The organism is Acinetobacter sp. ME22, from assembly GCF_022012315.1.
Lineage (GTDB): Bacteria > Pseudomonadota > Gammaproteobacteria > Pseudomonadales > Moraxellaceae > Acinetobacter > Acinetobacter brisouii_A.
Window position 1 is genome coordinate 179,120 of sequence record NZ_JAKLTL010000007.1, and the last position, 20,892, is coordinate 200,011.

Annotated in this window: 26 protein-coding genes; 24 read left to right on the top strand and 2 right to left on the bottom strand. The window is 40.9% G+C overall.

What is annotated here, in order from left to right:
• Positions 1-19: 19 nt before the first annotated feature.
• Both LVY74_RS11655 and LVY74_RS11660 read right to left on the bottom strand, forming a co-directional pair.
• Positions 20-328 carry a hypothetical protein gene (locus LVY74_RS11655; protein WP_237815201.1) on the bottom strand — a complete coding sequence of 103 codons (309 nt, stop codon included), beginning with the start codon at positions 326-328 and terminating at the stop codon, positions 20-22.
• Positions 329-416: 88 nt separating this feature from the next.
• Positions 417-1,142, bottom strand: a complete 726-nt coding sequence (locus LVY74_RS11660; protein ID WP_237815202.1) for a hypothetical protein — start codon at positions 1,140-1,142, stop codon at positions 417-419.
• Positions 1,143-1,314: 172 nt separating this feature from the next.
• Here LVY74_RS11660 and LVY74_RS11665 point away from each other — a divergent pair, with 172 nt between their 5' ends.
• The 24 genes from LVY74_RS11665 to LVY74_RS11780 all read left to right on the top strand — a co-directional run bounded on the left by LVY74_RS11665 (position 1,315) and on the right by LVY74_RS11780 (position 20,784).
• A complete protein-coding gene (locus LVY74_RS11665; protein ID WP_237815203.1) occupies positions 1,315-1,557 on the top strand; it encodes a hypothetical protein in 243 nt (80 codons plus the stop codon).
• A 38-nt stretch (positions 1,558-1,595) separates the two neighbouring features.
• A complete protein-coding gene (locus LVY74_RS11670) occupies positions 1,596-2,096 on the top strand; it encodes a phage regulatory CII family protein (RefSeq protein WP_237815204.1) in 501 nt (166 codons plus the stop codon).
• Between the two features lie 2 nt (positions 2,097-2,098).
• On the top strand, positions 2,099-3,007 hold the full coding sequence (locus LVY74_RS11675) for a primase-helicase zinc-binding domain-containing protein (RefSeq protein ID WP_237815205.1): 909 nt from the start codon (positions 2,099-2,101) through the stop codon (positions 3,005-3,007).
• Complete coding sequence (locus LVY74_RS11680) at positions 3,004-4,869, top strand: DUF5906 domain-containing protein (protein WP_237815206.1); 1,866 nt, start codon at positions 3,004-3,006, stop codon at positions 4,867-4,869. The genes LVY74_RS11675 and LVY74_RS11680 overlap by 4 nt, the downstream gene beginning before the upstream one ends.
• 381 nt (positions 4,870-5,250) lie before the next feature.
• On the top strand, positions 5,251-5,718 hold the full coding sequence (locus LVY74_RS11685) for a hypothetical protein (protein ID WP_237815207.1): 468 nt from the start codon (positions 5,251-5,253) through the stop codon (positions 5,716-5,718).
• Between the two features lie 445 nt (positions 5,719-6,163).
• Positions 6,164-6,532, top strand: coding sequence for a hypothetical protein (locus LVY74_RS11690; protein ID WP_237815208.1), 369 nt, complete (start codon positions 6,164-6,166; stop codon positions 6,530-6,532).
• A complete protein-coding gene (locus LVY74_RS11695) occupies positions 6,532-6,846 on the top strand; it encodes an HNH endonuclease (protein ID WP_237815209.1) in 315 nt (104 codons plus the stop codon). The genes LVY74_RS11690 and LVY74_RS11695 overlap by 1 nt, the downstream gene beginning before the upstream one ends.
• Positions 6,847-7,208: 362 nt before the next feature.
• Positions 7,209-7,664: a hypothetical protein gene (locus LVY74_RS11700; RefSeq protein WP_237815210.1), complete on the top strand. Its 456-nt coding sequence runs from the start codon at positions 7,209-7,211 to the stop codon at positions 7,662-7,664.
• Position 7,665: 1 nt separating this feature from the next.
• On the top strand, positions 7,666-9,354 hold the full coding sequence (locus LVY74_RS11705) for a terminase large subunit (protein WP_237815211.1): 1,689 nt from the start codon (positions 7,666-7,668) through the stop codon (positions 9,352-9,354).
• A 9-nt stretch (positions 9,355-9,363) separates the two neighbouring features.
• The gene (locus tag LVY74_RS11710) at positions 9,364-9,558 is read left to right on the top strand and encodes a hypothetical protein (RefSeq protein WP_237815212.1); all 195 of its coding nucleotides are present in this window, start codon (positions 9,364-9,366) and stop codon (positions 9,556-9,558) included.
• Positions 9,559-9,627: 69 nt separating this feature from the next.
• Positions 9,628-10,260, top strand: coding sequence for an HK97 family phage prohead protease (locus LVY74_RS11715; protein ID WP_237815213.1), 633 nt, complete (start codon positions 9,628-9,630; stop codon positions 10,258-10,260).
• Positions 10,257-11,582 carry a phage major capsid protein gene (locus tag LVY74_RS11720; protein ID WP_237815214.1) on the top strand — a complete coding sequence of 442 codons (1,326 nt, stop codon included), beginning with the start codon at positions 10,257-10,259 and terminating at the stop codon, positions 11,580-11,582. The genes LVY74_RS11715 and LVY74_RS11720 overlap by 4 nt, the downstream gene beginning before the upstream one ends.
• A 68-nt stretch (positions 11,583-11,650) precedes the next feature.
• Positions 11,651-11,857: a hypothetical protein gene (locus tag LVY74_RS11725; RefSeq protein WP_237815215.1), complete on the top strand. Its 207-nt coding sequence runs from the start codon at positions 11,651-11,653 to the stop codon at positions 11,855-11,857.
• Positions 11,858-11,869: 12 nt separating this feature from the next.
• Positions 11,870-13,153, top strand: a complete 1,284-nt coding sequence (locus LVY74_RS11730) for a phage portal protein (protein WP_237815216.1) — start codon at positions 11,870-11,872, stop codon at positions 13,151-13,153.
• Positions 13,134-13,421 (top strand): head-tail connector protein, encoded by a 288-nt coding sequence (locus LVY74_RS11735; protein ID WP_237815217.1) that lies wholly within the window; start codon positions 13,134-13,136, stop codon positions 13,419-13,421. Before LVY74_RS11730 ends, LVY74_RS11735 begins: the two co-directional genes overlap by 20 nt.
• A 91-nt stretch (positions 13,422-13,512) precedes the next feature.
• Positions 13,513-13,665 carry a hypothetical protein gene (locus tag LVY74_RS11740; protein ID WP_237815218.1) on the top strand — a complete coding sequence of 51 codons (153 nt, stop codon included), beginning with the start codon at positions 13,513-13,515 and terminating at the stop codon, positions 13,663-13,665.
• A gap of 97 nt (positions 13,666-13,762) precedes the next feature.
• Complete coding sequence (locus tag LVY74_RS11745) at positions 13,763-14,113, top strand: phage head closure protein (protein WP_237815219.1); 351 nt, start codon at positions 13,763-13,765, stop codon at positions 14,111-14,113.
• Positions 14,114-14,590: an HK97-gp10 family putative phage morphogenesis protein gene (locus tag LVY74_RS11750; RefSeq protein ID WP_237815220.1), complete on the top strand. Its 477-nt coding sequence runs from the start codon at positions 14,114-14,116 to the stop codon at positions 14,588-14,590.
• Positions 14,587-14,949, top strand: coding sequence for a DUF3168 domain-containing protein (locus tag LVY74_RS11755; RefSeq protein ID WP_237815221.1), 363 nt, complete (start codon positions 14,587-14,589; stop codon positions 14,947-14,949). The genes LVY74_RS11750 and LVY74_RS11755 overlap by 4 nt, the downstream gene beginning before the upstream one ends.
• A gap of 64 nt (positions 14,950-15,013) precedes the next feature.
• Entirely contained in the window at positions 15,014-15,490 is a 477-nt protein-coding gene (locus LVY74_RS11760; protein WP_237815222.1) for a phage tail tube protein, read from the top strand.
• Positions 15,490-15,927, top strand: coding sequence for a hypothetical protein (locus LVY74_RS11765; RefSeq protein WP_237815223.1), 438 nt, complete (start codon positions 15,490-15,492; stop codon positions 15,925-15,927). Before LVY74_RS11760 ends, LVY74_RS11765 begins: the two co-directional genes overlap by 1 nt.
• A gap of 14 nt (positions 15,928-15,941) precedes the next feature.
• Entirely contained in the window at positions 15,942-16,154 is a 213-nt protein-coding gene (locus LVY74_RS11770; RefSeq protein ID WP_237815224.1) for a hypothetical protein, read from the top strand.
• Between the two features lie 103 nt (positions 16,155-16,257).
• The gene (locus tag LVY74_RS11775; RefSeq protein ID WP_237815225.1) at positions 16,258-16,860 is read left to right on the top strand and encodes a hypothetical protein; all 603 of its coding nucleotides are present in this window, start codon (positions 16,258-16,260) and stop codon (positions 16,858-16,860) included.
• Positions 16,861-16,929: 69 nt separating this feature from the next.
• Positions 16,930-20,784, top strand: a complete 3,855-nt coding sequence (locus tag LVY74_RS11780; protein ID WP_237815226.1) for a hypothetical protein — start codon at positions 16,930-16,932, stop codon at positions 20,782-20,784.
• The last annotated feature ends 108 nt before the right edge of the window (positions 20,785-20,892 follow it).

The window sequence follows — 20,892 nt, forward strand, 5'->3', positions numbered from 1 at the left end:
AGATTTTATTGGTCATCGATCAAGCCTCCAGTACGGTTTGTTTACGCACAGCTTTATAGACCGCATCAATCCATGTGACCTTTTCAGCGAGGTCGATAAACTCATAGTCATGGGCAGCAGAAATGAATGCGTTGGCTTGGGCAACAGCCACGTTGAACTCATGGTTTGAACTGGCTGAACCAATGGCTTTGATAGACGTTTCGATTTGACCAATGGCTTTAGCTTTGTAGAATTCAGCGTCGTGTACAGGCTGTGCAAAATCTGCTGCATGAATTCGAGAGCGTACAATCTCATCGAATTGATTGGTTGAAGGGTGGTTTTTTTTCATAAAAATACCTATCAGGTTTCTAGATACCTGATAGGTTACTTTTGCTTATGGATTATTGTCAATACCTGACAGGTTGCTTTTTATAAAATTAGTAGCTGGACTTAATTTTTTGACTAGGTGGAATATAAAGTTTTACTGGTGAAATATCTTTGAGGTTGCTAATTTTTAAGCTCATTCGCTGTTTAAAAATATCCTCAATTTCAATAAAACCATCTTTCTTGAATAAAACTTCTCCTGCAAAAACTTTATTATCTTTAGTGAAAAATAAGCAATCTTCACCCTCTACAGGCAACCCATTTTTTTCACAGATTAAAACCCAGCCGTTTTTATATGGCTTATTTTGTGTATTACCGACAATTAAAAAAGAAATGGGAGTTTTTAAATTATCAGGATAGTGTACAGAATATAGTTCTTCTAAATCAGAGGTAAGTTCCAATGATCCCTCCATTACTAATAAACCCAAGATCACTTTAGTTATTCTAAATGCGTCATTAAGCTGATTACTAGATGGACTTGGCTGATTGGTCTCTGATTCTGTTGCTTTGGCGTCGTAATTTGTCGCCTGTTTATCCTTGTCGAATAGGAAAGTAATAATTTCGTCATCATGTAGATGGTCTAGCCATCCGTCAGCAAGATTTAAGGCGCTCGTTATTCTGTTGGTTGTGTCTGTTCCAAAATTTTTGGGATTTTTCTCTCGTAGGTACTGGTTAAGCAGTCCATATTCCATGCCAATTAATGAAGCAAGTTTTTTACGTGTAATAAGTTTTGTGATTCGAAGTACATTTGAGCGTCGAATTTCAAAAATATTGAGCATGGATGACTCCAAATTTTATCCTATAAAAATATTTTCATTTATTAAAAATAATTATTAAACAACCTGTTGAGTTTATTGTATTGATCATTTTTGGATATTAGCAACCTTATAGGTATTTACAAAAAGCAACCTTGCAGGTATCTTTCGCTTAAATTAGTTTGAGGTGAAAGATATGAAGTTGTGCCAATCACAAAAAATTGATTTCAGGACTTATGTCGATGAAATGTCTCCAGAGCAGTTAAATAAATATGCTGAGGCAGCAGGAACAACCAGTAAGTACATTATTAAAAAACTCCGCTTTCGTTATGTAATGCCAAAAGTATCGACTATTTCAGCATTGGCTAAAGCAAGTGAGGGAAAGTTTTCAGAACATGAGCTTGTACTTTGGTTCGCTGGTTATAACTTACCGAAATAAAAAAAATAAAAAAATGACCACTTTGGAGAGTTTTAAACATGCAACTCACTAGCTTACAACGTCGTGAACTAACGGTGATGTCTTTAACGATGGCACTTAAAGCAGCCGTTTACCGTCATAACGATGATTCTGTCATGGCACATATTGCCGAGAAGAACGGTTTTAACATCAATACTTTTCGCAGTTCGCTAAACCCAACGACACCTACGCATAAACCCAATATTTTTCACCTTGAAGCCATTCTGGCTGAAACCCGTGACCCTTGCATCATGGACAGCCTTTGTGCGATTCATGGCAATGCCGCATGGTTTGAGTTGCCTAAAGTGGAAATCTCTAGCCAAGCCGATTTTGTTTTAAAAATCGGAAAACTGGCAAAAGAGCAGGGCGATCTAGCGCAGTCTGTAGCAGCAGCAATTGCAGATCATGTGATTACTGAAGATGAACTCGCCATGATCCGAAAGGAAGCCTATGACCTGATTCGTATTGCTTCAACCCTTTTGGTAATGGCTGAAAACCATCATGAGCTGACAGGAGAATAAACATGGCACTTACTTTTGATCAGGTACGTGATGCAGCTCAAGGCAATTGGAAAGACCTCATTTTTCCTGCTTTTGCCATTACTGTTCCTACCAAAAAAAATCAACATGGACCATGCCCGATCTGTGGCGGTACAGACCGTTTTCGCTGTGATGATAAACAAGGCAAGGGTACTTTCATCTGTAATCAGTGTGGTGCTGGAGATGGCTTTGAGCTAATTGTCAAAGCACGCGGTATAGATCGGGCAGACGTACTCAAAGAAATTGGTGCTGTGCTTGGGCTTTCCAGCGAAACCAAAGTGACCGATGCAGACCGAAAAAAATGGCGAGAAAAAGCTGAAAAACAGCGACTACAGGCTGAAATAGATGAGCGAAAAGCTCAAGAAGCTGCTGCAAAACGTGCAGAACGGACATGGAAAGCCAAATCTGTAGACCGTGACTGCCCTTATTTACAGCGCAAACAGGTACAAAACTATGGCTGTAAAATCAATGGTAAAGGCAATCTGCTTGTTCCACTTTTCGATATGACTGGAAAAATTTGGAATATGCAGGAAATCCATGCGGATGGCTTTAAGCCGTATTTGCTTGGTGGACGTGTCAATGAGTGCTTTTTCATCATAGGTGAAATCATAGATCAGCATCAGATTGTTTGTATTGCAGAAGGCTATGCCACTGGAGCAAGCATCTATGAAGCAACGGGCTATACCACGGTTGTGGCTTTCCAGTCAGGCAATATCGACAAAGTCGGTATTGCGATTCGTTCCAAATATCCAAATTTACAACTTGTTTACTGTACAGACGATGACAGTCATTCAAATCCACCTGATGCAGGTCTAAAAGCTGCGAATCAAGCTGTGGCTGCAACAGGCGGCATTATTGTATTACCCGATTTTAAAACAGTGGAGCACGTATGAATCTCGAAGAAAATAACGAGCAGCCACAAGCCAAAGCTAAACCACCATCCGACTTTAACGATCTGCATGTTTTAGCAGGGATTAGCGAAGTACGTCGGCAAATTCAGGGTGCAATTGAGTCATCTGAATTTATGGCTATTTCTCCCCAAACCCCTCCTGATCAAGCTCACCAGTTTTGGGGTGAAATGGGCAAAAATAGTGCAGAAAATCATGTACAAAATAGCAATATAAATCAGCGAAATACTGAGTTTCAAGATGACTTTGCTTTAGATTTTGCTCCACCAATGAATGGTCATATTGAACATTTTGAAACTGGTCAGCAGGAAAAAGAGGGGAATGGGGAAAAAACAGACCCAATTAAAGACAAAGTTCATGAAAAATTACAGGATGCTTTACAGCGTTATGCTGTGATTGCCTGTAGCAATGACGCTTTTGACTATAAGACCAAGCATAAATTTAAAATTTCATCGCTCAAGCATACCTTAAGCAGTATTTTTAAAATTTGGTATGCCCATGATGACCGTAAAACCATTGAAAAAGATGAAGTTGAGCAACTTCTCACTGAAAATACAGGCTCTATTGCACCCAATATGACTAAAAACTGTATTTTACTCAAAGGTGAAACTTTCATTTATGACAAATCGCTCAATCGGGTTGTGTCATGGTCAGCAGCACAACTCATGTATCCGAAAGAATATAAAGAGTGGGTTGAAAGTCAGACCCGTAGTGAAATTGATTATGAAAAATTGATTTTTGACCCAACCCGCAAAATTGATATTGACCCCAATTACATCAATACCTTTGATGGCTATGCAGCAAAAGAGCTACTGGATCAAGAACAGAACCGACTGGATCACCAGCATGTCGTCTCTCGCTGTTCAGGTATCCTCAAAATGATTCATAGTTTATGTAATGGAGATAAAGATATTCAGCGATGGTTACTCCAGTGGTTGGCATATCCCTTACAAAACGAAGGTCAAAAAGCCCATAGTGCTGTACTCATGGCAAGTCATATACAAGGTTCGGGCAAAACCACCTTGTTTGAAAAGGTCATGGGTGGAATTTATGGAAAATACCATCGTGTCATTACTTCTCAAGAATTGGAAAGTCCACAATTTAATGGTTGGCTCAACAATGCTGCATTTATTTTTGGCGAGGAAATTGCCACAAATGCAACGAAGTACAATGTCACGCCTTATTTAAATGCGCTGATTACCGCTAAAAGTGTCACCATCAATGAGAAACAGCGACCACAAAAACAAGTCCCTGCCTATTTCAATATGGCATTTGCATCCAATGAAAATATTCCATTTCCCTTGCAGGGTGAAGCACGTCGATGGTTTGTGATTTCACCACAAAGCAAACTGGATGAAGAAATTAGCCAACAGGTTTATGCCGAAATCGCAGGCGATGGCTTAGACGCATTTTATACCTGTCTGCTCAATGTGCCCTTAGATGACTTTAAGCACGATAAACCACCAAGTACCGATGCCAAGAGAGCATTAATCAATGCCAGTAAGCGTTCTATTGAAGTTTTTATTGATGAATGGCTTGCAGGTGAAACCAAATATCCATGTATCAGTTGTAAAGCACAGCAGCTTTATGACGCATATAAAGAATGGGCATCTTCAACACTGGAGCATAAATATTCATATCGGAAGTTTACCGAGGATTTGAAAAAAATAGAGGGAATTAAGCTACTTGAAAAACAGCATTGGCGATATTTACGTGAACAAGGGCAATCCTTAATTGTCAGTGTCGGTGACTGTCCAGAAAGTAAAAACGCTATGGATTGGTATGGTGAGTGTGTAAGTGAATTTGAAAAGGGGACACCAAATGTGCTTGACAAATCAGGGGTGTAAACCTAACATTTATTTCGTAAAAACAATGGTTTGCAAACTATTGTATGTGAACGATGGGAACGACAAAAACCCTCGTTCACACAGTCGTTCACATGATAAGGCTTTGAAATATAAAAATATAAATACGCCATGTGAACGAGTGAACAATTTTTCACGCGCGTACGTGGGAAATTATTTTTTATCTCTCCTTATTTTTAGTTTTTTATATAACCTCCCTATATTTATTTTTTTTGCTCTTACGCGCGCGCGTATTTTTATGTTCACTTGTTCACATTTGATAAGAAATAAATATAAAAACAAATACTTACCATGTGAACGACTTAGAAATCTCATTCACATGTCGTTCACATGGTTCACATGGATTTAAAAGAGGGCTAGCCAGTGGAAAAATTACTTCGTTATTTAAATCCAAAGACTGTTAATTTTGATGCTATGCCATCTGGTGGACTTCCTGCATTCACTACTAGTGATGCATGTTTAGTTTTAAGCTATGCCAAATTAACTTCGGTTCAGACAGTGTTGTTTCAATCATTTGCAATGAATCAGAACTCATCTGATCAGTTAAGACAATCAGCGAAAATTATTCTTCAGGAGTTTTCACGGACTAAATCATTTGCTGTTGTTGGAGATGCTGAGTTGAGTATTTATATTGCTTTAGTTGAGCTATGTGCTGTTCCAGCGAACTATAAGCCATCTGAGCGTAATCGTGCTGTGATTGGTGGTGTAAGTCGTATGCAGATCCAAAGAAAATTAAATGTTCTGATTACTCAATACAAAGAAGATTTAAAGAATGAACTTGATAAAATCGCAAGTAAGTTTGAATATCAATTCAAAAAAGATACCTACTAGATTGCTTTTTTTAAAAAGATACTTGACTGGTGAGCCAATTTTAAGTTAACTTTTCCCACACTGGATAATTGTATTTTACGCTGTAGTTTCCAGTTTTAAGGTTTATACCGCTTGTTCTTTCTGAGGCAAGCGGTTTTTTTATGGAGAAATTATGCTGAAACCCATTTGCACATGTTCACTGGTTAGCTAAAGACTGTTTGAGTGAACGCGTTGAGACCCCACGAAAGCGGGTACAACCCATGCAGTTCATCGCGCATGGATGGGATATGTAGGAAAGCAAAAGCCAAGTTGGGAGTGATGCCCCGCCAGACATACGAAACGAAAACTGAAAACTAAAAATACTGTGCCCATCCAGTGGTTTTTAAAGTAGGTGAGTAGCGTCTAGCCCCGCGATAGAATTTGGGCAATCAAGCCACCTTCGGGTGGTTTTTTTATGGGAGTTACTATGGCTCAAAAAAATGATGTATGGGAAAAGTGCAAGCGTGACCGCCAAGTGGATGATGATGCCTTGGCACGACGTGACCATCTGCTATCCAAAGTCACCAAGTCTGATAACGAAAAGACTTGGGGAAAAGCATGCGCTGAATATCTAAAAGCAAACCCGTGGTGTGATGAATGTGACAAGCGCGGCTATATGATTCCTGCTGATTATGTTGTGCATATCACTGAGCCAAAGGACAGTCAGGTTTTGTTTTGGAATATCCGTAACTGGAAAGGAGTTTGTACCCAATGCCAACGTCGTTTGGTTGGGACTGCACCATTGAAGTTCCTTGATCCGATTCCACAAGATGCTCAGCTCTATACGGTGAAGTAATGCGATTACCTAAACTTAGCTCGAATCGATTACCAACCTTGCAGGGTAATCAGCCTACATTGCAACGTCAGGAATCATATGGACAAGGTCGTGGTGGTCGTCCGTGGCGACGCTTAAAGCAGGCAGTGCATGTGCGTGACCTATGGACATGCTGCCAGTGTGGACGAGTCACGATGGATCTGGAGTGTGACCACATCATCAACAAGGCTCAAGGTGGCACAGATGATATGCACAACCTCCAGTCATTATGCAAAGACTGCCACAGCAAGAAGACCATCCAAGAAAGTAAACAAGGTCAGGGAGTAATGCGATGAACCAGTTAGATATTCAGGTTGACCAGATCTATCCTGACATGACCATTGAACAGCTCACCGTGGAACAATTAGAGCGACTTGGATTTCAACTCATTGATCGTGGAACATCTTAAAAATGAAATTCAAATTTATGAAACCACGCAGTTTCCAGTCATTGCACAAAGTTGGTGCATATTATAACGGCTGGGGGGTATTGAAAAATAAATTAGCATCATCCAACGGTCACCGCCCCCCTTCCTCACGTGTAAAAAAAATCCCATTTTGGGCTAAAAATAACTAAACATTTTTGAAAAATGGCTAAATCCCAGTAAGTTTTTTCAAAAACTAAGATATTGAGGTAAAAAATGGCTTTAACTGCAAAGATGAAGACATTTGCCCAGGCAAAATTGCAGGGCAAGTCAAACAAAGAAGCTGCTGTCTTGGCTGGCTATTCTGAACGCTCTGCAACCATGCAGGGCAGCCAGCTCGCGAAAAATCCCGAGGTCATTGCCTATCTGGCGAGCTTGAATATTCAGGGGGATGGGGGAATTGAGCATATGCCTTTAGGTGAGGCAGCAATCAATGCTGAACTTAAAGACATGGATACTGTAACCAATTCCTTGGAGTTTTTGCAATATATTTATAAAAATCCGCGTATTGATCGTAAGACTCGGATTGAAGCAGCCAAAGCTGCATTGCCTTATGAACATGGAAAGGTCGCAGAAAAGGGAGTGAAGCAGGGTCGTGATGATGCTGCGGGTGATGTCTCGGAAAATGACAATGATTTTGCAACGGCTGGCAATCAACGTGCAGCACGTGGTCAACAAAGAGTGAGTTGATATGTCTTCAATGTCCCCGATCTGGACAACAGCTTGCCCAGACTGGGAAAAGAAGATTTTAGCCAAAGAATCTCTGATCGCTTGCAAGCCATTGTTTCCAGAAGAAGCCCAAATGGCTTTAAATGTATTTAAAAAACTTACACTGGTTGACGTTGCTGGAAAGCCTAAAGTTGGTGAGGTTACGGGCGAGTGGGTTTTTGAATTTGTTGCTACAATTTTTGGTGCTTATGACTATGAAAAAAATGAGCGCCTGATTAATGAATTTTTCCTGTTAATCAGTAAGAAAAATACAAAATCGACCATTGCTGCGGGCATTATGCTCACTGCAATTATTCTGAATGACCGTCATTCGGCTGAGTTTATTATTTTAGCACCCACCAAAGAGGTTGCTGATAACTCATTTAAACCGATTCGCGACATGATTCGCGAAGATCCAAAGCTTGCAAAATTATTCAGTATTTCTGAGCATACGCGAACGGTGACGCATCGAGTAACCAAAGCAGTTTTAAGTGTTGTTGCAGCAGATACAGGATCGGTTGGTGGTAAAAAGGGCGCATTTATTCTGGTGGATGAGCTTTGGATTTTTGGTAAACGTGCTAATGCTGAAGCGATGCTTGAAGAAGCAACAGGTGGTATGGCTTCTTTTCCTGAAGGTTTTTTAATCTGGTTATCGACCCAATCAGATGAACCACCAGCAGGCGTATTTAAAAAGAAATTGGATTATGCACGTAAGGTGCGTGATGGTGAAATTGACAATCCGTCATTTTTACCCATTTTGTATGAATTCCCAGATGAAATGATTCAGGATGAACGTTATTTAGATCCAGATTATTTCTATGTAACCAATCCCAATTTGGGGCGCTCTACACATATTCGATTCTTGCTCAACAAGTATGCCCAAGCTCAGGAAAATGGAGATGATTCTGTACAGATCTTCCTGGCGAAATATTTGAATGTCGAAATTGGCATGAACAAACGTGCAGATCGTTGGGCAGGTGCTGATTTCTGGCAGTTATCAGCATACAAGGATAAGCTTTTTATGGAGTCCATTTTAGATCTTAGCGAAATCTGCACCGTTGGTTTCGATGGTGGTGGATTAGATGACTTGTTTGGTATGGCAATTATTGGTCGTGACAAACATGACCGATCAATTTGGTATTGCTGGAACCGTGCTTGGGCACACCCAATTGCTTTAGAGCGTCGTAAGGAAATTGCACCAGCGCTCAAGGATTTTGAGCAGGATGGTGATTTAGTCATTGTTAAAAATATTGGGGATGATGTCAGCCAAGCTGCAAAGTTATGTAAACGGATCTATGATGCGGGGAAATTTCCAGAAAAGGCAGCAATTGGTTTGGATAAATTGGGGATGCCATCGCTTCAGGATGGTCTGCTTGAAGAAATCCCTTTTGAATTATTGATTGGTGTACCTCAAGGCTTTCAGTTATCAGGCTATGTACAGACAACAGAACGCAAAGTTGCTGAAGGTAAATTTTTACATGCAGGACAACGCATGATGAATTGGTGTGTGGGTAATGCCAAGGGCGTTTATCAGGGCAATGCCTTGACGATCCGCAAGCAAGAATCAGGTAAGGGCAAGATTGACCCACTGATTGCCACATTTAACGGGGTTGCTTTGATGTCAATGAATCCTGAGCCACCAGCACAGAGTTATGGTGTTTATTTTGTATAGGAACTTATTATGAATGTTCATAAAATTCAGTCGCAAATGACAGATTTGCGGCATGTACAGTCACATTTAGGTGCCTGTACAACGCAGGGAAAAACCCCAGAAGAAATCGCTCACATTGATGAGCGATTTTTTTTGGCCTGTGAAGACCTCAGTATTTTAAAGGCACGTTTGCAGCAGCCTGTTAAGCCAAAGCGAGGTAAATAAGGACTGCACTGATAAGAATCTTAATTTTTAAACCGCCGATTGAGCGGTTTTTTTTGGAGTTTTAAAAATATGAAGCTCGCGTATAGCTTGCTGAATGTCAAAGCATTTGATGATGATCAATGGACACTGGAAGGCATTGCCACTACACCTGCTCCAGATCGTGTGGATGATGTGGTTGAGCCGAAAGGTGCTCAGTTCACTTTACCTGTACCGTTTCTATGGCAGCACGATAAAAAGCAACCGATTGGTCAAGTGATCGATGCTGTTGTCACAGATGAAGGTATTCAAGTCAAAGTTCAATTGACCAAACCTGACCAAGTTGAGTCTGAAGAATTAAAGCAGCGTCTGCAAACTGCCTGGGACAGCATTAAAACAGGTCTGGTTCGTGGATTATCAATCGGCTTTAGCCCGATTGAAGTTGCTGATATTCAGGGAACTTGGGGTTACAGATTCATTAAATGGGACTGGTATGAGTTATCAGCTGTAACTATCCCCGCCAATCAGGAAGCCACGATTACAGGGATCAAATCACTGTGTCACCCTGAACATAAATCTCAACAAACAAATAGTCATGACAAGGAAAAGTCCTTGCCATGTGTTCCACCTATTTCAACAAATTCAGCCGCTCCAGTACCCAAAGTGGGTGGGGTAAAGCTGCTTGAAACACCTAAATTTAAATCTACTGGAGTGAAACTCGTATGACTTTGCAAGAACATATCGACAAAATTAAGGCAACGATCCAAGATACTCAGAAAAAAATCTCGGGTGTAATGGAGAAATCATTAAAGGAGGGTAAAACCCCTGAAGGTGATGATGAAGCAACAATTAAAGGGTATGAAGCTGAAATTGAAAACCTTCAATTAAACTTGAAGCGCCTTGAGAATATTCAAAAAGGGCAAGTTGAATGGGGAGCTTCAACAACCCCAGTGGCGGGTCAAACCCCAGAGCAAGGCACTCAGTCTACTCAAGGTAATCCGATTAAGGTTGAGTCTAATTTACCTAAAGGAATTGGTTTTGCCATGATGGTCAAAGCTTCTGCAATGGCAGCGCACAGCAAAGGGCAAGTGACCGCAATTGATATTTTGAAAGGTTGGAATGCTCCTGAGATTGTTCAGAAAGCATTGACTCAAAAGGCGCTGATTGGTTCAACCACCAATAGTAGCTTTGGTGAATCCTTGGTTGATTATAGTAATTTAACTGCTGAATTCATTGAATTACTGCGTGGCAAAACCGTTGTAGATAAAATCGCAACGCGTATGCGTCAAGTTCCATTTAATATCAAAATGCCATCACAGACAGGTGCTGCATCTGTGGGGTGGGTAGGTGAAACCAAAACTAAAGGCGTAACCAATCCAACAACAGGTAGCTTAACGCTTTCTAAATCTAAAATTGCAGGGATTGTATTACTTTCCGATGAATTGGTTCGTTTCTCAAGCCCGAAAGCAGATGCCATCGTGCGGGATGATTTGGTTAAATCAACGGCCGAGTTTATGGATGATCAGTTTCTAGATCCGAGCAAAGCGGAAAGTGACGACAGTCCTGCTTCTGTTCTATATGGCACAACGCCTGTAACGAGCACAGGGACAACCGCTGCGGCTTATGAGGCTGATTTATTATCACTGATTAAATTACTAACAGATAATAATATCCCGTTGGATGGTGCAACTTGGGTAATGTCTGAAACTCGTGCAGCCACACTCAGTGTCATGCGTGATGCATTAGGCAAAAAGTATTTTGAAGAAATGAATATTAATGGGGATAAATACCTGTTGACGTTACCTGTTGAAATTTCAGCAAAAGCAACGGACAAAATTGCGCTGGTTGTTCCTGGTGAAATCCTGTTGGCGGATGATGAATTTATGGACTTCGCTGTAAGTACTGAAGCAACCATTAACTTGGGTACAGATGCTGCGCCAAACTGGGTCAACCTTTACCAGAATAACTTGATGGCGATTCGTGGAGAGCGCTATATCCGTTGGAAACCACGTCGTAGCTATGCAGCGGGTTATATTCAATATTCCTAACCTGAAAATACATGAGAACAGCAGTCCTTGATGGGCTGCTTTTTTATGACCGCATACAGGGAGGCACTATGCCACAAATTGAGTATTTACAGGAAACACACGCTGCAAAGGTGGGTGAAATCCACAACGTCCAAGAATATGAAGCCAATGTACTCATTTATCTTGGAATTGCACGATTGGCAGTACTTTTAAACCCCAATGGGTCAGCAGTTATTGATGATTTTGGCAGTTTAGTTGCTTTAAACCAGACTGCAGATCATCCAAAAACCACGTAAAAAGGTGAAGAAATGGGTATGTTTGGTAACTTTTTACGCAAAAAATCCATGACACCTGTTGGCGGTGGTGGATGGTATTCAGTCATTAATGAGCCATTTACAGGTGCTTGGCAGCGAAATATGGAGCTAAAGCGTGGAGATTTACTGTCTTTTCATGCCGTTTTTTCATGTGTTTCGCTGGTTTCAAAAGACTTGGGCAAGCTACCTCTTGAATTGCGTAAACAAGAGGGCGATGTTTGGACAACTGTTAAAGATCCACGATTCAAATTTCTCGAAAAACCCAACCGTTTTCAGACCATGCAGCAATTTATTGAGCATTGGACCATTTCAAAACTGACACGTGGTAATACCTATGTTTTGAAGTTTCGGGATGCCTTTGGTTTGGTTCAGCAGCTATTTGTGCTGAATCCTGATCTGGTAATGCCTCTGGTGAGTGATGCGGGTGAAGTGTTTTACCAGATCGGGGTCGATAAACTCGCACAACAATCGCAATCGATTATTTTACCTGCATCCGAAATTATCCATGACCGCTGGAATTGTTTTTATCACCCACTTGTTGGCTTGAGTCCAATTTCTGCATGTGTCTTAGCAGCGTCGGGTGGGGTTGCTATCCAGAAATATGGTGCAAATTTCTTTCATAACATGAGCCGACCGAGTGGCATTCTGACCGCACCAGGTCGAATTGCTGATGATGATGCCAAGAAAATTCATGATGCTTGGAACCAGAATTACTCATCTGGAAATATTGGTAAAACAGCGGTACTCGGTGGGGACATGAAATACATTCCACTGAGTATGCCTGCATCGGATGCCCAGTTGATTGAACAGCATAAGCTTTCTGCTGAAGTTTGTTGTTCAGTCTTTCATGTTCCAGCATTCAAAATTGGTCTAGGAGGTATCCCATCGGGGCAAAAAGTTGAAGACATGAACCTCATTTACTATGTGGACTGTCTGCAAAGCCCCATCGAAGCCATCGAAAATCTGATTGATGATAGCTTTGGCTTAAAGGCATTGGGTCTAGAAGTATTTTTCAATACAGATGGTCTAATTCGTATGGATGCTAATTCACAGATGACCTATTACAGCAATGGGGTCAAAGGTGGAATTATCGCACCAAATGAAGCTCGAATTAAGTTCAATCTGAAGCCAGTTGCTGGTGGCAATACGCCATATATGCAACAGCAGAATTTTAGTCTTGAAGCTTTAGCTAAACGTGATGCAAAAGATGATCCGTTTGGTGGAGCTGGCAGTACCAGCAGCAATGCAGGAGGTGGTGATGGCTCTAACAGTGGCTGATGTTGCCAAGCATTTGCGTTATGACGATGGTTTATATGACAGTACAGATCTTGAACATATTTTTAAGAGTGCTGAGCAGGCAGTAAAAGACCATGTGGGTGTGAAGTTCGATGCTGAAAATTATGTTCAGCAGCGGGCGATCCTGATGCTGTGTGGTTATTACGATTCAAACCGTGGTATCGATAAAGATATGCCAAGCAATGACGGATTCTTGCCGCCGCCAGTCAAGGATTTGTTATCTCCATATTACTGTCCTTTGGTATTGTGATGACAAAAGACCAATTCCTGATTTGGGCAGCCATTTTAATATTTTTACTGTTTTGGTTAGGCGCAACCTTGGTAAAGGAAGGTTACATATCATGACATGTGCATCTTGTGAGAAACGACGTGAACGAATCAAACAACAAGCAGAATATGCAAAACAGCGAATCACCCTGTTGTTGCAACGCCTTAGTGGTGGAACTTCTTCAAGTACTGCAACTTCAGATACAAAGTCAGACTCAACAAAATAATCTATTGGCTCAGGTTGTTGAACAAAATAATGAGTTGATGGCATTACTTTATGATGATGAAGAAAAGGGACAATCACGATCTTTGGATGATGATTAAATGGTTCAAATTGCAAATGAACTTCGGCATCGGGTCAAGATCCAGAAGCGAGATGCCTCACGTGATGGTGATGGATTTGAATCCGTTGCGAGTTGGATTGATTACAAAACCATCTGGGCCAAGATTAGTCCGTTATCCGCCAAAGATCTCCTGACTGCTCAGGCAGCTCAAGCCCAAACCATTGCCAGAATGAAAGTCCGTTACGGTTCAGAAATTGATACTGATATGCGGGTACTTTGGAAAGACCAGATTTATGCCATTGATGGTCCAGCATTGGATGATGCTGAAACAGGCAATATTTACAGTACTTTTATGCTTTCAAGTGGTGTTGAAAAGTTTAAGGAGGGGTAGATGTCAGTCGCAGCACATTTTACTGGCAATCTTCAGTTGTCCAATAAGCTCAAACGATTAGCAAAACCTTCAGTTGCTCGACGTATTGCACGTAAAGCAGGACGTGAAAGCATGAAGTTGGTTCGGGATGCAGCCAAACAGAATGCTAAATCGATAGATGACCCTGCAACCCGTGAGAAAATCTGGAGAAATATCACAATACAGACTGCGAAATCCTCACAAAATGAGGTAAAAATTCGAGTTGGTATCCGTGGCGGTGCGAAAGGATTTGCAGCAGCTTCAGGTGAAATACAGGGTGCAGGTAAAGATAATCCAGGTGGAGCAACATTTTATTGGCGATTCCTTGAGTTTGGCACCAGTGAAATGGCAGCCAAACCTTTTATGCGCCCTGCCTTGACAAGTAATACAGGTGCTGTAACCACTAAATTTGCTGAAGTATTTAGCCCTGAACTTGATAAGGAGCTGGCCAAATTATGAATTTTTTGCCGATCTTTCGGTTATTGAATGCTGATGCAAATGTACAGGCGGTTTTAGGGAGTGAGCTTCGGGTTTATGAAGATGTTGCCCCAACAGGTGTAACAGTTCCTTATGTTGTCTGGCAGGAAGTGAGTGGATATGCTGAAAATGATTTAGACGTTCCTGCCAGCGTCGATCATGTGATGTATCAAGTCATGGTCTATGACACGGATCGCAAGCGTGTTTATGAAGTACGTGATTTGGTACGTACTGTACTTGAGCAGCACAGTTATATATTGAACCCTCGCATTAGCCACTATGAGTCAAATACAAAGTTATTTGTACGGGGTTTTGATGGTAACTGGTTTTTAAATCGATAGTTTAATTTTTTAGTTATGCGTCCGAAAGGGCGCTTTTTTTATGCCTGATTAGGAGTGATTTCTCATGGCAGCATCAAAAGGTGTTTTATCACAAGGCACGAAAGTATGGATTTTACATGGTACCACACCCACACTTACATTAATGCAATGCATTAAGGCTCTACAACTTGGTGATGACAGTGCAACCGATATTGACTCAACCTGTTTAGATGAAGAGGATTCTAAAACTTCAGAATATGGTTTGAATACACCAGGTGAAGGAAGTATTCAGATCAATACTGATCCTAAAAATGCATCACATTTGACTTTATTAGGGCTTGCTGCTGATAAAGCTGAAGTTGGAGTGTATGTTGGTTGGTCAGATGGAACATCAGTACCAACATTGAATGGTAGTGATGTAACATTGCCTGATGATCGTACCTGGTCATATTTTACAGCCAAAGTTCGTAAAGGCTCGCCAGTGTTTGATGCTGACTCGTTGGTGAATCACACTATTCCAATGAAGCGTCAAACAGAAGTTTACGAGGAGTTTAAAGTCTAATGGCAAAACTCACATTTAACTCAGCAAAAGCAGCACTAGGCATTGGAACTTTTGTGGAAAAAACTATTAAGTTCCGCGACAAGGACGGCAATGAATTTTCAGGTGAAATTCTGGTCAAAATCTTGGCACATGACGATCTTGTCAGTGCCACAGATGTTTGGAATATGAAAGACAAAAATGAACTTACGATTGACCATCTGCGTAAGGCACTCATTTTTCAGACGGTTTATGAAGATGAAGAGAGTAAGTTTTTCCCTGCGATTACCGATACAGGAAGTGTTTCTACAGAACTGATTGATGCTATGTATAAAGCTGCCGATGAGGTGATTGATTTCTCGGGAAAGAACTGGATCTCAGTGACAGCGAAGAGTTCTGGTGCGAACTTGTCTGCTGCGGAATCGGTGGAAGAACCATCGCCGATGCCAAACGAAACATAAGTCAGCCTGAACTGATGCTATGGAGAGCCTACCGTAAAAAGCGAGGCTCTCTTTTTTTTGGTCGTCGTATTGAGCAAGCCTTTGGCAACTGGATGGCACATTACACGTTGTTTAAGGTCAAGGAAGGTACGAAAGTGGATGCAACGGATTATATGCCACATGAGGAATCACCTGAAACATCATTGGAAGATGAATTGCTTAAACGACGAAATAGAAATAATGCCTAGTAAGTTTGTTATTTAAAAATTGTGTATACATCAAACCATCTTTCGAGGTGGTTTTTTTATAATCAATCCTCTATATTCTTCTTAAAATAACTAAGGTGAATATATGAAAAAAACTATTTTAGGCTCTTTAGTCAGTACTTTTATTTTAACTGGATGCTCAATGAGTCCAATTACACTACCAAGTAATGTTTCTACAGTACCAACTGGTATGGGGCAATCAACCTATATTGATCACGTTAATTATTCATTTATACCATCAAAAATTGTCAGCTTTGATAATGTAAAAGCATGTGCTGTTACAGTATTTACTAATGACGGTGTTATGTTGATGGATAATGCGGGTAGCTTCTTTGGAGCATATACTGGGAATTATTATCAAAAGCAAAATTCTCAATATATTAATGGTGGCAATGTTTTTAAATATGTTGATGATAAAAATAATATTCTAATTGCAACAGGAAATAAAAAGACAAGACCACAACAAGCAGGGCTTGTGACAGATATTGTAAAGTATGATGCAAAAGTTGTATTAAAAAACAATCAGATTGAATTGATATTTCAAAATATTGGTGCTGCTCAGGAAAGTACAGGAAGTATTAAGAATTCAGGTTTTAGACAAATTGGAACTTGGTCTGGCGCACGTGCACCTGCTGCACTAGATACATTGCAGATGTTATCCAATGGCTTTAAGGATTGTCTGAATTAGTAAATTAAGCCCCTATTTTTATTAAAACCCTGTTTATCAGGGTTTTTTATTGCCTAAGGAAAAGTAAATATGGCTGCATCACTTGGTCGTTTAACACTGGATCTGGTTGCCAAAATTGCTTCATTTACTGAGCCATTGGCTCAGGCAGAGCGCCAGGCAAATAGCTCTACCCAAAACATTGCAAAATCGTTTGATGTTGCTTCGTTCGCTGCAAAAAGTTTGGGCACTGCCGTTGCAGGGATTTCTTTGGGCGGTATGGTGGCTTATGCCAATCAGGTGGTAGAAACAGGCAATGATATTAAAAAGTTTGCTGAATTATCCAATACCTCTATTCAGCAGTTTCAGTATTATGCGGCAGGTGCAGAAACGGCAGGCATTTCGATGGAATCCTTTGCCGATAAAATGAAAGACATGCAAGACCGCATTGGGGATTTTCAGCAAACAGGCGGTGGCCCACTGGCTGACTTCTTTACCAATATTGCCCCACAGGTGGGTGTAACTATTCAGCAATTCCAAAAGCTATCTGGCCCTGAAGCCTTGCAGCTTTACTACAACTCACTGCAAAAAGTCGGTGCTTCCCAGAACGATATGAAATTCTACATGGAAGCGATTATTTCCGATTCTTCCCTGCTGTTGCCTTTACTCAAAAATGGTGGAGAGGGCTTTAAAAAGTGGGGTGATGCTGCACAAAAAGCAGGGGCAATCATGTCGGATGACATGGTTGGTAGTTTAGCTTTAGCCAAAGAAAATCTGAATCTATTACACTTACAATGGCAAGGGCTTGAAACTAATCTGATTAATAATGCTGTTCCCGCTTTGCAATTAATCACCGATCATACTGATGAAATTAAAAGTGTTTCAATGGTATTGGGTTCCTATATGGTTGGTAGCCTGATACCTGTTGCCTTGAAATATGTTGGGGTAAGTGTTCAGCGCGTTTCAGCATTAATTGCTGAGCGTCAGCAAACCTTGCTGAATACTGAGATTGAAGCAGTACGGGCTGCACGTATGTTACAGCTTACAGCTGCAGAGTTAGCAAATGCTGAAGCACAACTTGCACGTTTGACAGGTATGCAGCGTATCGCATTCATGGAGAAGACCTTAATTCCATTACGTGCAGCTCATACAGCAGCACTAGAGGTGGATACTGTTGCTCAGCAAGCCAATAATGCCGCCAAGTTGACTGCTGCTAATGTTGGGCGTGGTTTGCTTGGAGTTTTGGGTGGACCAGTGGGTTTAGGGTTGACAGTTGCATCTGTTGCTGCATCATATTTGTTACTTAAAGATAATACTAAAGACACTGCTCAAGTATTAGATACCCAAAGCCAGTCTGTAGATGAATTACGTCAGAAATATGAGCAATTAAATAGTGTACAAAAAGATACTGCTATTCATCAGTTAACTGAGCAAGTTGAAGAGTTACGTGTCAAATATGTCACAGCATCTTCAGACTTGAGCAGTTATATTGATTATATTCAAGATTCTGGGCGTGTTTCTGAACAGGTCGCAAGACAGATTCAGCAGCAATATCAACAGTATGTACAGGGTAAAATCACGGCTGACCAGTTCTATAGTGCTGTAAAATCAATCAATGGTGTCAATGATGAGCAGCTCACCAAAATTCGGGATTTGATTACTGCCAATGCTAGTGCAAAGGCTTCTTATGACAAACAAAAAGATGTACTGGGACAGCTCAATAAAAAAACTGATGAAGCTACACAAAAGCAAAATGCACATACGATTGCTATTGATGCAACAACACTAGCTTTTATGCGATTGACCCAAAAGCAACGTGAAGCTGTTCAAAAAGTTCAGGATGATATTGCGAAAGAGTCGTGGATTCAGAACTATATGACGCGCTATAAGCGTTCACGAGATGAAGCAGAATATCTTGCCCAGTTTAAACAAGATTCAGGCATGGGATTTTCAAATCAGCGCACGGATTATTTGTCGAAGGCACAATATGATGTTGCCATGTCTGGTTATCAGCTACAAAAACAAAGCAAAGCGCGTGAAGAGTCTGAAAAGAAAATTGAAGAAGCCCAAAAGAAACAGCTTGAGTATCAAACCAAGCTGAATCAACTGGTTGGTGCTTCATCTCTCAATGGTTTACGGATCAAGTCAGGTGAATCAGTTGCAGGAGGTAAGGTTCATCAGTACACCGCAGACTTTGCCCAACTGACCCAGCAGACTTTAGGGAGTGACTTAAATCGCTTTACGGCATTTAACGATTCCTATCATAAGGGAACTAACAGTAAACATGCAGTTGGGCAAGCATTTGATTTTACTGTGAAGAATGCTAAAGATGCTCAGGTATCGATTAACCGTTTGCAGGAAGTCGCTAAAAAGTATGGGTTTGTCATTAAAACCATTAATGAATATAGCAATCCATCTTCCCGAGCGACAGGTGGACATGTACATGTTTCAGTTCTTGGGTACAAAGGCAGTGAAGAGGCTTTAAAGGATGCCAAAGCTGAGGTTTCAATTGCTGCAGATGCCAGTGAAGAACTGAAAAAACTGGCAAAAGACCGAGCAGATAAGCAAATAGAAATCCGTGGTGACTACTATGGTGAAGATTATCAACGCGCGACTGAGCATAAGAAAAAACTGGAGGAATTGGGTAAAACCTTTACAGGTGATGAACTTAAACGCTTGACTGCTGTTGAAAATACCCGTTATGAACAATCCACCAAGTTGGCTCAGTTGCAAATTGAACAACAGATCTATGGTTGGCAGTGGACAGGTGAGGAAAAACTCAAGAAAGAGGCTGAGATCAATAAACGGGTGATTGATCTTTCCACCTCAATGAATGATACACAGAAGGCATTGGCCAAGAAGTCGATTGATGATCAGCTAGCCTATGAATTGAAGCAGTACCAAAATACGCAACAGCTTAAGGTTCAGGATTTAAGAAAGACTCTTGCCGAGCAAACCGATGCAACCCAACAGTCAGCTTTGCAAACTTTAGCTGAACGCTCTATGACACCATCTCAGCTCAAGGCATGGCAATTTCAGAACCAGTATGATCAGGCAACAGGCAGCGCATGGGAATCGTACCAAAGCAATGTCACTGATATCAATAAAAAGGACAGTAATGGTAATTTTGAAATCTCAAGTGAAAATGAGCGTTATAAGCTTTTATTAGAAGCTGAGCAGGCTTATCAGGCACAAAAAGCAGCTATTCAGCAAGAATATGCACAGAAAGAGCAAGATCTGACATTACAAACCTATAGCGGTAATTTATCTACCATGTCTTCTGCTTTTGGCAGTATGGCAGAGTTGGTTAAAGGGTATGTAGGTGAGTCATCAACAGCATATACAACATTAGTTGGGATTCAAAAAGGCGCAAATTTAGCAAGCGTAATGATGAATAGCTATGCTGCGATTTCTGCTGCATGGGCATCTGCACCGTTTCCATATAACTTGCCAGCGGTTGCCATGACGACTGTACAAACAGGAGTTTTACAGGCGGCTTTGCAAGCATTTACACCAAATGCTAGTGGCTATGCAACAGGTGGTCATATTACTGGGAAAGGGACTGGTACGAGTGATGAAATTCCAATTTGGGCATCCAATGGTGAATTTATGATGAAAGCCACCGCTGTATCAAAATTAGGTTTAGCCAATCTGAACTATATGAATGCAACAGGAGAGTTACCAGATAAATTTGCAGATGGCGGTTTTATTGGATCTGATGTGATGAGTACTAAGGCTTTGAATACTCAGCGGAGTGCTTCAGATGTTTATGCACTGAGTCAAGAGTTTAATCAGACACAGGCAATTCAACCGCAGCATCTGGTGATTAACAATCTGGTCAATTGGGATGAGGTGCCAGGCGTAATGGCAGGATCTTCAGGTCAAAAAGTTACGCTGAACACGATCTCAAGAAATAAAAGTCAGATTCGAGCAATACTAGGTGTATAGAGGGTTCTATGAACGTAACAACCAATTTATATGGTGATCTGATTCTGCTCACTACACCTGCACTGGTCGGAGCAAATGAAAGTATTGGCTTTAAAACTGATATTTTTG